This is a genomic window from Tatumella terrea, from assembly GCF_039523755.1.
GTDB lineage: Bacteria > Pseudomonadota > Gammaproteobacteria > Enterobacterales > Enterobacteriaceae > Tatumella > Tatumella terrea.
The window spans coordinates 1-13,298 of the sequence record NZ_BAAAFX010000010.1 but is presented as its reverse complement, the minus strand read 5'-3'; the positions used below and the strand labels follow the sequence as shown (position 1 = coordinate 13,298).

Below are 13,298 nucleotides of genomic sequence, written 5' to 3'. Positions count from 1 at the left end.
GCAGCCCACAATATCAGGCTGCAGATTGTAAGAACTGTTGCTGATACTCTACGGCAATCTCACGTAATTTTCCGCGAATGATCTGCTTGAAAGCCAGCGTTGCACGAGACTGGGGTATTCCCCTCTGACTGACAAACATTACTTCAAAAGGCAGAGGTTCAGCGACCGGCAATATTTTTACCTGATCGGAGTAGCGCCAGGCAGTGAATAGGTCAACAATGCCGACACCACCACCCGCCAGAACCAGATCAGCAATAACAGAATATGTTTTAATAAATAATGCATTGCGGGGGCAGAGCGCATGACGTAATAAAGCCCGATGCAGAACCTTTCCTAACGGGTCCTCCTTTTGCATCATCAGTAAATTATTCTGTGATAACCACTCCAGACTGATAGTACCCGACCGATGATGATTTTTTGGTAACACAGCCACTAAAGAAGACTGGAAAAGTGGCTCAGCCAATAGCCGGTGATCAACCTGCTGACCAAAAGTTAGTGCAAAATCAATTTTACCTGCCAGTAAATCCTGGCACAGGCCATCGAAATGCCCGGTAGCCAATTCAACTTCTCCCGAGGGATGCTGACTACGATATTCTACTAATGCCGGTGCCATGATGATTTGCCCGAAAGCATGCGCCGCTCCGACACGAACCGTATCACCGGACGTTTTAAGTTGAGCGGCCTTACGAGATAGCAGGGACAATTTATCGTATATCCCGGTAATATCAGGTAGTAATTGCTGGCCTTCCGATGTCAGAAACATTCCCTGATTCCGACGCTCAAATAACGGAAAACCCAGCTGCTGCTCAGCATAATTCAATACCCTGCTGATATTCGGTTGAGAGGCATTCAGCAGCCTGGCCGCTCCGCTAATGGAACCGGCCTGAACAATGGCATGAACTATCTCAATATGGCGTAATTTCATAACGATATTGCTCCCTACGACGTCCTGTTCCGGAAAATCCGGTATCGCTATAAAATGAAGCAATTTATGCGCCATTATTCAATATTCATCCACTGTTCCTATAATATTTCGGGTTGTGCCTGAAAAACGGCAGTATCATGATGTTACAAACACACTAAATGAAAACTCACTGACCCATTATCGACAATGTGATCTATCCTTCCAACGGTATTGCACCATAAAAGGGAACCTTGGGATGATATACAGAATTGACGCTCTTTACGGAGCGTCTGTTATTCAGTGGCACTGCAGAAAATGAGACTTAGCTCTGTGTGGCAGCCAGATAAGAAAACGTACTCAGCAGGCTGATAAGCTGCTTCATCGAAGTCGCCTGGTAGCTGACAGTGACACCATCTTCACGAATGACCCCGGGGATCAGGCTGTAAACATCTGCCAGTACAGGACGGGTAACGTTCAGCTCCAGCCGGTAAGGTGAAGTGATACGCGGTGCTGCAGCCTGCGGACAATGCCTGACGGCTTGCATGGCCGCTGCGGAGATACATTCTCTGGCAGCTGCCGGGCTGAGTGATTCAGCCGCGGTATTCGCTATTGCTCGCTTTACACGCGCATAGACTGCTTGCGGATAATATTCAGAAATCCAGCGTTGCAGGTGGTCATCTCCGCTGACCAGCAGCAACGGTGTATTCATTTTAGCGGCAGCAGCTGCATAAATATCGACCTCTCCCATCACCTGTCCATTAATGATCACTCGCCAGAAGGCTCTGCTATTAATAGTATGAGCAAGTACGCCTTTTTCACCGGCGGCGGTATGAAACCCAATACACATTATTCCATCAAAATGTTGCTGCTCCAGACCTTCAATCATAGAAAATGCCCGGGGCTTTCCCTGGACCAGACGAGCGCGGGGATCCATATTTTCGGCCCGAAGATTCGTCATCTGTGCGTGGCTGTCAGCAACAACAACTTCCGTCGCGCCTCCACTGAAGGCTCCATCAATAGCAGCATTCACTTCCTGCTCCATTAATCCTCTGGCCATTTGATATTCAGCATGCCCCGGAGAACACTGTTCCGGTCTCATTACCCCGGCAACGCCTTCAATATCGGCTGAAATAAAGATTTTCATTGCCTGTATCCTGTCTGTGATTAATTAAACAGAATCTGCTGATGCCAGCAAATCCAGAACATCTGTCAATGCCGCCCGATGATGACCACGAAACCCCGTCACTGCTTGTGCCGATAATAACGCATCGAGTACAGCGTGCTCAGTGGCATCAGCGGCTGCAGCCAGTAAAGGTTCCAGCTGAGCATCCTCCACAGGCAGAGATAATCGCTGAGTGGAAAAAGCCACAGCAATGTCCCCGGAGCCATGTCCCCAGTAACTCCCGGTACGACCTAATCCGGCACCGGCGCGACGGGCAATACGCTTCAACTGGCGGGCATCGACAGGTGCGTCTGTCGCCATAATAATAATGATTGAACCTGCATCCTGCTGAGGTATTAGCCCGGGAAGCAGAGGTGAAATTAGCTCCCCCATCCGGACACCTTGCAAAGTTAATGCCTCAAGTGTTCCATAATTAGCCAATACCAATACGCCCAGAGTTGCATTAAAAGCAGGTATTTCCCGCGAAGCACTACCGATCCCCCCTTTCAGTGAAAAACAACTCATACCGCGACCCGCCCCGATACTTCCACGGCTGAAATTCTCACTGGCAGATGAAAGCGCTTCACAAGCCATATCACCGGTGACCGCTAATGCCTGGATATCATTCAGCCAGCCATCGTTACATTCCAGTACCAGAGGATTTACTGTCGGGAGTTCACGCCCCAATTGTGGGTTACGCCTAATCGTCTCACTAACCAGGCTGGTAAAGAGGGTCCCTACGGCAAAAGTATTACTGAGCAGTATGGGCGTCTGCAGCTCTCCCAGTTCTTCGATCTGAATGAGTCCTGCCGGTTTCGCAAAACCGTTAAGCACGGCCACACCACAAGGCAGAGGTTGCAGGAATAAATTATCTCCGGGCGGTAGGATCGCTGTAACCCCTGTCTGGCGTGCTCCGTCAGCCAGGGTACTGTGGCCAACCCGCACACCGGGCACATCACTCAGTAAATTATGCCGACCGCAGGGAAAACGTGGAGACATAAGGCTACGGGTTTCGCGCCAGTGCTGTAAGAGTAATCGTTGTTGTTGTTGATGGATATCTGCAACCATAATTTACTGTTTCATTTTGGGGTCAAGGGTATCGCGTAATGCATCCCCTAACAGATTAAATGCTAGTACCGTCAGGAAGATAGCAAGACCAGGAAATACGCTGACATGCCAGTAACCCGCCATCATCATATTACGACTCATCGCCAAAATATTGCCCCATTCAGGGACATCCGGCTCCGGGCCTAGACCAATAAAACTAAGCCCGGCCGCTGTCAGAATGCTGGTTCCAATACGCATGGTAAAATAAACAATGACCCCCGGCAGAGTGCCCGGCAAAATATGACGCAACAAAATCACTCTGTCACCGGCCCCGGCACAGCGCACGGCTTCAACATAAGCCGATTGTTTTAATGACAGGACCGAGGCTCGCACGATCCGGGCAAACACCGGAATACTAAACACTGCTACGGCAATAATAACATTGTTCAGCCCGGGCCCCAGGATAGCAACGACAGCGATCGCCAGTAACATTCCGGGAAAGGCAAATAGCACATCCGAGCCCCGCATGATCAACATATCTATCCAGCGACCGTAATATCCGGCCAGAAGTCCCAGGAAAATACCGACGATCATTCCCATAGTGACTGAAACGATACCGATATAGAGGGATATACGCGCTCCGTAGATAATCCGGCTCATCACATCACGTCCAAGATCATCAGTCCCCATCCAGTGCGCTGCCGAAGGGGGAGAAGAGAGTGCCATCCAGTCCGGTGTCATTGGATTATAGGGTGCAATCCAGGGTGCAAATACGGCGATGAGGATTAATAACAGAACCACGCTCCCGGAAACTATTGCCAGGGGATTGCGAATAAAAGTTTGCCAGAAATCCAGTAAAGGAGAACGTAATGTTGTTTCGGCCACAACATTCCGGGCCAGAGATTCACTTGACTGACTCATCACAGACTCCTATCTCAGGCGAATAGCCGGGTTAACGACTGCGTATAACAGGTCTACCAGCAAATTAATGAAAATAAACTCGAAGACAAACAACATAACCAATGCCTGGATAACAGGCTGATCCTGTGTCTTGATAGATTCAATCAGTAACCATCCCAGCCCCGGCCAGTTGAAAACACTTTCAACCACAATTGAGCCACCCAACAGAAATCCAAACTGCAGACCCAGCATGGTAATCACCGGAATTAAGGCATTGCGCATCACATGTTTCCAGACAATCAGAGATTGCCGAAGTCCCTTAGCGCGTGCGGTACGGACATAATCTTCCTGAGCAACTTCTAAAAAAGAGGAACGGGTAAACCTCGCCATAACAGCAGCGACAGAAGAGCCAAGAGTGATCGCCGGTAATACAATGTCAGACAAATGAGTGAATCCGCCTACCGAAAAAATTCCAAAGGGCATCGCGACGAACTGAATCAGTAATAACCCCAGCCAGAAAGGTGGCATAGAAATACCTCCCACCGCGCCGCTCATCAAACACCAGTCCAGCCATTTGCCCCGTTTTAAGGCTGACAGAACACCCACAAATAATCCCAGTAATACAGACCAGGTAAAGCCGGCCAGGGCCAGCCAGAACGTTGGCATGAATCCCTTTTTGATAACATCAAGGACGGGCTGCTGCGTTCGATAAGTGACACCTAAATCACCGTGCAATACGCCGTTAAGCCAGTGAAAATATTGCTGGGGTAGCGGATTATTTAACCCAAGATGAATCCTTGCTGCCTCAATGGCTGTCTGTGTTGCATCCGGTCCGGCATAAATTCTGGCTGGGTCGCCAGGTAAAAGTTTAATGAAACCGAAGACCAGTAATGACACCACCAGCAGAACAGGAATCATTTCCAGAAGGCGTCGGATAATGTAAGTCACCATGGTGCTATCCTGTTGTTCAGGCCTCCGGTATGAATTACCGGAGGCTTAAATGGCTTAATGGAATTGCGCGTGAGTAAACAGCAGATTTCCATCCGGGAGCATAGAAACACCACTGAGATTTTTACGTTTCCCGACCAGATTATCCGGGGTACCGAGGAAAGTTACCGGAGCATCTTTCCATAATATTTTCTGTGCATCGGCATACGCGGCCGCTCGTTTAGCTGGATCTGCTGTTGCCAGCCCTTCATTGATTGCTTTATCCACGGCCGGATTGCTGTAATAGGAAACGTTATAAGATACAGGCACCCAGGATTGGGTCGCATAAAGTGGACGCAGAGCCCAGTCGGCATCTCCCGTCGAGGTAGACCAGCCACCGTAATACAAGTCAAATCCTGCTTTTGCTGGCTGAGTAACACCCCATAATTTTGCATCCCGCATACCGGAGTCCATCGGGGTGATGGTCAGTCTGATACCTGAAGCTGCCAACTGAGCTTTCAGAAACTGAGCAGCCCTGACCGCAGAGGTGGTATTAGTGCACCAGAGTTTAAGATCAAGTCCCCGGGGATAGCCTGCTGCTGCCAGTAAGGCTTTAGCTTTTGCAGGATCATAAGAATATTTCGGATCTGTCTGTTTCTGATAAAACTGAACTCCCACAGGCATCGCAGATGTTGCCGGAGTTCCCATGCCAGCAAAAGCAACCTTTAACCAAATTTCACGGTCTATCGCATAGTTCAACGCCTGACGAACACGGACATCTCCCAGTGGTTTATGCTGGTTATTCACTGCCATGTAATACATGTAAATACTGGGATCACGCTGGATATCGAGCTTACTATCATCTTTTAAGCTGACGGCCAAATCAGAAGGTAATGGATAAATTGCATCAACTTGCCCTGATTTTAATTCAGCAACACGGGTAGCATCTTCCGGACTGGGGGAAAAGTACACATTGTCTACCTTCGGCCACCCTTTATCCCAGTAACCCGCATATTTCTCCAGGTGAACCTCTTTACCTGGTTGCCAGTCAACAAACGTAAAAGGTCCCGTACCCACCGGATGTAAACGCAGTTCGGTTTCTGAAGGATACTTGTTCAGGACAGCCGGGCTCCACATGACAGCTGAAGGATGTGCAAGGGTATTAATAAATGCCCCAAAGGGCCGGTTAAGATCAATCTTCACCTGATCCGGAGCGATCACAGTAACTGAGCTGATCATGTTATAAAGACTGTTACGCTTCAGTCCTTTCTTTTGATCTGCCAGCCGATCGAGGTTAACTTTGACTGCCTGCGCATCAAAGGGAGTACCATCCTGAAAAGTAACGCCTTTGCGTAATGTCAGGACAAATTCTGTTGCATCAGCATTACTGGTATAACCGGTCGCCAGCCAGGGGATGAGCTTCATGGCAGGATCAAACTGAAATAACCGTTCGAATACCCCGCTCTGCACCGAGTAACTTATATTATCTGAAGTGTCCTGCGGATCCATTCCTGTAATATCGGCGTACATCGATATATGTAAATCCTGGGCATAGACAGCCCCGGCCATAAACAGTGATAATCCTAGTGCGAGTGAGCTGCGGCGAAACAGTGTCATAATATCTCCTGCCATTATTGTGTTAGAGGAAAAAGGCTATCTGCTACCCAATGATCCGGACCTGCCTGACGATATTTTGTTTTCGGTATGCTGATACCGGCTTTACGAAGAGGGGAAGGAATTTCACTGTCATCAAAACTGCGCAACGGCCGGTTTGCCGGGTCTGCAACCGGAACCGACGTCAGAAGACGTCGGGTATACGGATGAGATGGCTGATTAAAAACGGCCTGCCGTGGTCCTATTTCAACGATCTGCCCGAGATACATCACCGCAACCCGGTTAGCAATACGCTCAACTACAGCCATATCATGAGAAATAAAAATCCATGACACCCCGGTTTTTTGTTGCAAGTCCATCATCAGATTAATCACTTGTGCCTGGACTGACACATCCAGAGCTGATACCGCTTCATCCGCAATAATCACTTCCGGTTTGAGTGCCATCGCACGGGCTATGGCAATCCGTTGACGCTGACCTCCGGAAAACTCGTGCGGATAACGGCTGGCATACTCAGGCTTCAAACCGACACTTTCCAGTAAGGCATGAACCTGCGGTGTCGCATCTGCCAGTGATTTCGCCAGCCCATGTAAAAGTAAAGGTTCTGCGATAGTGAACCCCACAGTCAGACGGGGATTGAGTGAGGCATAAGGATCCTGGAAGACCATTTGTATTTCGCGACGCATAGGCTGAAAAGCGGAATCCGTTAAGTCAGAGATCTCTTTCCCGCGAAAAAAAATACTTTCCGCCTCACTTTTCAACAGGCGCATCAAGGCCCGTCCCGTCGTTGACTTACCACACCCACTTTCGCCAACGATCGCCAGTGTTTCCCCTGGCCAGAGAGAGAAGTCAATCTGTTCGACAGCATGAACATTATGTGTGATGGCAGAGAGGATACCGCTTCTTACGGGGTAGTAGACTTTCAGTCCCCGGACATCCAGTAATGGCGGAGAATCATAACGTGCAGTGCGCTGCTCAGAAATAGTTGTGGTCATTTCTCCGACTTGCGGAAAGCGTTCCGGCCAGACCTTATCATGCATATCGCCAAGTCGGGGAACAGCCGCCAGGAGTGCACGGGTATAGGGATGTCCGGGCTGGCTGAAAATCTGTTCCACAGTCCCCTGCTCGACAACTTCACCCCGTAGCATGACAATGACACGATCGGCAATTTCTGCCACGACTCCCATATCGTGAGTAATAAACAGCACCGACATATTATTCTCAGACTGAAGCTGCTTAATTATCTGCAATATATGGGCCTGGACCGTGACATCCAGAGCCGTGGTGGGCTCATCAGCGATTAATAACCTGGGGGAGCACATCAGAGCCTGAGCTATCATTACCCGCTGGCGCATTCCGCCAGATAAGGAATGAGGATAACTGTTCATAACGCGATCTACATCTGCAATTCTGACCCGGGTTAGCAGGTCCCGTGCTTTTCCTAGCGCTTCTTTACGACCACACAAATGATGATCCTGAAGAGCCTCTGTCAGCTGATCGCCTATTTTCAGTACGGGATTCAGGGAGGTCATGGGTTCCTGAAAAATCATCGCCATATCCTGGCCACGTAACTGACGCCGTTGCTCAGCAGTCATCTCTGACAGATGGCATTCAGCAGATTGCTGGTTAAGATATATCATATCTCCGCCAGCTATAACGGCAGATTCCGGGAGCAACCCCATTACCGCCAATGAAGTTACCGATTTTCCTGATCCACTTTCACCCACTACCGCAACAATTTCCCCGGCATAAATATCAAATGAGATCCCTTTCAGAGCATGACTGGTGCCACTTCTGCTATTAAACCGGACATCCAGGCCCTTTACGGATAAGACGGGGTCTGCATCGGATTTATTCTTCTCATTATTATCAGAAAGAATATTGGTATCAGTCATGAGAGCTCCTTGTAATATCACAGCCAGATGTGGCCCCGGGAATAAGAGAGAAAAGGCGAACTATCACCTGCCAGCCAGATAGGCCCGTCAAGATCGACAAACTCTGCCGCAGTCGCGACAGGTAAAGCGGCCTCCATCGCCAGAGACGATCCCAGCATGCATCCCACCATAATGCGCATCTGCAGCTCACGTGCCGTACTGACCATATTAAATGCTTCGGTCAGGCCCCCGCATTTATCGAGTTTGATATTAATCATCTGATAACGGTCAGCCAGCCTGGCAATATCTTCTGCCGTATGGCAGCTTTCATCAGCACAAACGGGAAAAGGGGCATGTAAGGTACGCAGAATCTCATCCCGACCTGCAGGTAATGGCTGTTCAACCATGGCGATACGATAACCTGCTAGTGCCGTAAAAAGAGACGATAACTCCTGGTTTTCCCAGCTTTCGTTAGCATCAATCACCAGTGTGCTCTCCGGGGCCGCTGAACGTATACCTGCCACTTTCTGTAAAATATTTTCCTGATCCAGCTTTATCTTCAGCAACACTGCTCCCCGCGAAACAGCATCTTCCGCGGCAGCAACCATATTGGTGGTACTGTCCAGACTCAGCGTCTCTGCCGTCACTATCTTACGGGGGGGAACTTGTTGAAGGGATTGCCACAAGTCCAGCCCTTGCAGTCCAGCCTGTAAACGCCACAGAGCGCAATCCAGAGCATTTCTGGCAGACCCGGCGGGTAAAATATGTTGCAGTTCTTCCCTTTGAAGCCCGTGGCAGACCGCTTCTTTAAGTAATGCCAACTGAGCACATACGCTTTCCACGGTCTCTCCGTAACGTAATGTCGGAGTACATTCACTCAGCCCGATAATACCGGCTTCCTCCAGGGTGACGCGTACAACACTGACGGATGTCCTTGTTCCCCTGGCAATGGCAAAAGGACGGGCGAGGGGTAAATCAACAACCTCAATCTGCATCCGGCGCATCTCAGCCTCGTTCCTTCAGGAGTGCCGCTATCTCAGTGATCCCGAAACGTACCGGATCAGTGGCCGGAACCCCGAAACGCTGACTCAGATCTTGTAAATAAGCTTTAGCTTCCTGTTCACTAAAATTTGAGGTATTCACTGAGAATCCCGCCAGCCTGACATTATCACTTGTGACCTTACCGGCCTGCAGATTAGCCGCCAGACACTCTTCCGGATCGACCATAGGAATGTGAGGCAAATGACGCATATGTGTACGTCCCATTTCATGGCACATCACCAGCCAATGAGGCTGTGCCCCCTGCAGTAATCCCAGGCTGACACCGGCATAAGCGGGGTGAAATAGTGAGCCCTGACCTTCGATAATATCCCAGTGATCATCGGTATTCGCCGGTGACAGTAATTCTGCTGCACCGGCAATAAAATCGGCGATCACCGCATCAATGGCGATCCCGTCTCCGGCAATAAATATCCCCGTTTGACCGGTCGCGCGAAAATCTGCATTCATGCCCTGTGCACGCATAGCCGATTCCAATGCAAGAGAGGTATACATCTTTCCGACAGAGCAATCCGTACCGACAGTGAGAACGCGCTTCCCGGTACGCTTTTTACCCGTTCCGACGGTAAGTTCTGTCTGTGTATGACGGACATCAAATAAACTAACCTGATGTTGGTTTGCCAGTTCAGTCAGGCCAGGAACATCACCTAATCGCTGATGTAACCCGCTGGCGACATTCATTCCGGCTTCAATCGCAGCTCTGATGACCGGAAGCCAGTGCTCAGGCAAAAATCCGCCAGCGTTAGCTGTCCCCAGAACCAGGGTTTTTGCTCCCTGCGAGGCTGCCTGCTCTACTGACATCTCTGCAAGCCCCAGGCTCACGCTGCAACCTGGCAAACGGATTTCAGCAATACATTGCTCAGGCCGCCAGCATTGGATGCCTCTTGCTGTCTTTGCTGCCAGAGGGTCGGTAACATCACCAAGGAAGAGCAGGTAGGGTTGTGGAATTTTCATGGCCTTTTCATCTCACTTAGCGCAATAGAAGTGAGTTAAAAATTCCATGTTACGGTGAACCGGGCAAATGCTTATCTGTAGGAGGGGTATAACCTGAGGTTATGGGGTGATATAACCTATTATAAAATATAGAGTTGCAGGCAACGATTTAGGATACCGGCCGGTCAGCTCATGAAAAATTTCTTTTTGTTCAGCAAGATATCGTATTATTCAGAACGGAAAGGGAATAGCTTCTTTCGCTATCACGGCTATGGTGCGTGCATAAAGACAACTGAGCACTGACGATGACAATTTTCATAACTACATCCCCGGCGAAGGAATAAAGTGGGCCTATGAAAAAATACACCTTTGTTTTAGCGCCGGACTCTTTCAAAGAAAGTCTGACGGCCAAAGAAGTCTGTATCGCGATGGAACGCGGGCTAAAGGTTGTTTTCCCTGATGCCACCTTTATTCATGTTCCGATGGCGGACGGGGGCGAAGGGACCACGCAATCCCTGATTGATGCGACCGGCGGGACACTCCATCCATTGTTCGTCACCGGCCCACAGGGAACACCGGTAGAAGCCTGTTTCGGCATCACCGGCAATGGCCGCACCGCAATCATTGAAATGGCCTCAGCGAGCGGTATTCAGCATACCCGGCGTGAAAACCGGTCTCCGCTGTCGGCCACGACCTACGGCACCGGTGAACTGATTCGTGCCTGCCTGGACAAAGGCGTCAGCGAAATCATACTCGGTATCGGCGGCAGCGCGACAAATGATGGCGGTGCCGGTATGGCAAGAGCATTGGGTGTCTGCTTCTATGATGCTCAGGATACCCTCCTGCCTGAAGGGGGCGGTGCACTCTCCCGCTTAAAGAGGATCGATATTTCAGGCCTGGATCCCCGGCTGGCAGCCGTCAATATTCAGATAGCCTGTGATGTGACTCATCCGCTTTGCGGGGAATCCGGGGCATCTGCCGTTTTTGGTCCGCAGAAAGGGGCTACCCCGGAAATGATCACCCGGCTTGATAAAAGTCTGAAACATTACGCCGATGTTATCTCTCAGCAACTCGGAAAAAATGTTGCTGACATTCCGGGATCCGGAGCGGCTGGCGGCCTGGGAGCAGGACTACTGGCATTTACCGGGTGCACGCTTCGGCCTGGTATCGACATTGTTCGGCAATATTCACGCTTAGATCAGAAACTGATCGGTGCCGATTATTGCTTCACTGGTGAAGGACGAATTGATCATCAGACTGCGTTCGGGAAAACGCCCTTTGGTGTCGCCAAAGCAGCAAAAGCGGCGGGGATCCCGGTGATCGCGATTACCGGGAGTATCGGCGAGGGTACGGAGACGCTTTATCAGCAAGGTATTAGCGCAATATTCAGTATTGTTCCGCAAGCTGACAGTCTGCCCCGTTTGCTCCGCGAGGGTGCGGAAAATATCACTCAAACCTGTAAAAATATTGGCCGGCTAATCAAGCTTGCGGCGCAATAATACGACTCAGCAGAATACCCCGGAGAGTCTCCGGGGTCTTGACCAACAGCCTGTCTGAGCCGGCTGAATTCTCGGCTCTTCCACCGACACGCTATTCTGCAGTCCATCAGAATCGTTATTTCAGACGTGCTGTAATCTCAGCAACACGGACGCCATACTGACGGGCGGTCGCTAAATCACCGGCGGGGATCAGATCGGCTCCGGCATCTGACGGTGATTGTACCAGCGGGCCGGCAGATCCCCCCAGGTTATTCAGATCTTCACGGGTAGCGGCGGTAGTATTCGATGGCAGGATCCCAAGACTCACCCAGATCCCGCCATGCTGTGCGGCCAGTGTCTGGAAAAAGATCAGCGTGTTTTGTTTGTCGCCATTCAGGCTTGCACTGTTGGTAAATCCACCGAAGACTTTATTGTGCCACAGACGAGAGAACCAGACTTTTGAACTGGCATCGGCAAACTTTTTAAACTGCCAGGGAACATTCCCCATGTACGTAGGCGCGCCAAAAATAATGCCTTCGGCACTATTGAGTCGCTCCCAGTCCTGTTCGGTGATTTCACCGTTGTTATCGATAGCGATCAGGCTCGCCTGCGCACCCTCAGCGACATATTCAGCTACCCGCTGAGTATGGCCATATCCTGAAAAATACACTACATAGATACCAGACATATCGACCTCTCTTTCGATGAGCTGCCAGCATTTGCAGGCAGATAATTAATTCCCGGAAGTGCTGCCCGTGTTTTGTTCCATAACTGACACACTGGCAGGAACCAGAAATTCTGTCTGATAATAATAACAGCTAAATTCGGAGAGGTCGGTCGGATAAAGGGGAAATCGTGCTGAGCCGAAGATGGCTTTGCAGGGTAACTTTCGGATAGCCTGTTCATCCACGGAAGAACGCCCTGTCTGCCGGGAAAATTTTACCGTGGCAGGGAGAAACCGCTGCCTGTAGAACCTGAGCCTCGAAAATCATGAGTCGTCATAATCCCTGAGACAAACAGGACATAAAATCGTAAGTGGTTTACTATATTAAGAGATAAATAGGGAGAGGTTATAAAGTGCGTTTATTCGGCCTGCTATTGCTCAGTGTCATGTTACTGACAGCCTGTGCAGCTAAAAAAGAAAAACCTCCGGAAACCAAAGTGGTACATACCGGGGATTGTTCCGCCAGTGGAAAAATCGTGAACTGTCAGTGGCAAAGCGTTCCGGCCGCCAATATGCATTAATCACGGCCCCCTGAAATTCCTGAAGCTTTGTGGAGCCCGGTGTTATCTGCACGGGCGATAAGCCGTAAATAAGTGCCACCGGAACGTAAAAGGCCGCCCGTCAGGGCGGCCTCTGCCTTTTCTCACCGCCGGCACCGGAGGTTTCCCTTCCTGCA

12 protein-coding genes are annotated in these 13,298 nt (G+C 50.1%); 2 read left to right on the top strand and 10 right to left on the bottom strand.

Annotation, left to right across the window (positions count from 1 at the left end; all coding sequences use genetic code 11):
• Nucleotides 1–13 precede the first annotated feature (13 nt).
• The 9 genes from ABD035_RS05285 to dgcN all read right to left on the bottom strand — a co-directional run bounded on the left by ABD035_RS05285 (nt 14) and on the right by dgcN (nt 10,441).
• Entirely contained in the window at nt 14–925 is a 912-nt protein-coding gene (locus ABD035_RS05285) for a LysR family transcriptional regulator (RefSeq protein ID WP_343868300.1), read from the bottom strand.
• A 301-nt stretch (nt 926–1,226) separates the two neighbouring features.
• Nucleotides 1,227–2,048, bottom strand: a complete 822-nt coding sequence (locus ABD035_RS05280; RefSeq protein WP_343868298.1) for a M55 family metallopeptidase — start codon at nt 2,046–2,048, stop codon at nt 1,227–1,229.
• Between the two features lie 24 nt (nt 2,049–2,072).
• A complete protein-coding gene (locus ABD035_RS05275) occupies nt 2,073–3,134 on the bottom strand; it encodes a DmpA family aminopeptidase (protein WP_343868296.1) in 1,062 nt (353 codons plus the stop codon).
• A 3-nt stretch (nt 3,135–3,137) separates the two neighbouring features.
• Nucleotides 3,138–4,034 (bottom strand): ABC transporter permease subunit, encoded by an 897-nt coding sequence (locus tag ABD035_RS05270; protein ID WP_343868294.1) that lies wholly within the window; start codon nt 4,032–4,034, stop codon nt 3,138–3,140.
• Nucleotides 4,035–4,043: 9 nt separating this feature from the next.
• Nucleotides 4,044–4,964, bottom strand: coding sequence for an ABC transporter permease (locus ABD035_RS05265; protein WP_343868292.1), 921 nt, complete (start codon nt 4,962–4,964; stop codon nt 4,044–4,046).
• A gap of 54 nt (nt 4,965–5,018) precedes the next feature.
• Entirely contained in the window at nt 5,019–6,560 is a 1,542-nt protein-coding gene (locus ABD035_RS05260; RefSeq protein ID WP_343868748.1) for a glutathione ABC transporter substrate-binding protein, read from the bottom strand.
• Nucleotides 6,561–6,571: 11 nt separating this feature from the next.
• Nucleotides 6,572–8,449, bottom strand: a complete 1,878-nt coding sequence (locus ABD035_RS05255; RefSeq protein WP_343868290.1) for an ABC transporter ATP-binding protein — start codon at nt 8,447–8,449, stop codon at nt 6,572–6,574.
• Between the two features lie 17 nt (nt 8,450–8,466).
• The gene (gene dgcA, locus ABD035_RS05250; RefSeq protein WP_343868288.1) at nt 8,467–9,432 is read right to left on the bottom strand and encodes an N-acetyl-D-Glu racemase DgcA; all 966 of its coding nucleotides are present in this window, start codon (nt 9,430–9,432) and stop codon (nt 8,467–8,469) included.
• Between the two features lies 1 nt (nt 9,433).
• Complete coding sequence (gene dgcN, locus ABD035_RS05245; RefSeq protein ID WP_343868286.1) at nt 9,434–10,441, bottom strand: N-acetyltransferase DgcN; 1,008 nt, start codon at nt 10,439–10,441, stop codon at nt 9,434–9,436.
• A 332-nt stretch (nt 10,442–10,773) separates the two neighbouring features.
• Between dgcN and ABD035_RS05240 the strand changes: the two genes are divergently transcribed.
• Entirely contained in the window at nt 10,774–11,919 is a 1,146-nt protein-coding gene (locus tag ABD035_RS05240) for a glycerate kinase (RefSeq protein WP_343868284.1), read from the top strand.
• 115 nt (nt 11,920–12,034) lie between these two features.
• Here the strand turns inward: ABD035_RS05240 and ABD035_RS05235 are convergent, their stop codons facing one another.
• Nucleotides 12,035–12,586, bottom strand: a complete 552-nt coding sequence (locus ABD035_RS05235; RefSeq protein WP_212714994.1) for a flavodoxin family protein — start codon at nt 12,584–12,586, stop codon at nt 12,035–12,037.
• Between the two features lie 389 nt (nt 12,587–12,975).
• On the opposite strand from ABD035_RS05235, the gene ABD035_RS05230 reads away from it, so the two are divergent.
• Nucleotides 12,976–13,143, top strand: a complete 168-nt coding sequence (locus ABD035_RS05230) for a hypothetical protein (protein ID WP_212714995.1) — start codon at nt 12,976–12,978, stop codon at nt 13,141–13,143.
• Nucleotides 13,144–13,298: the final 155 nt, after the last annotated feature.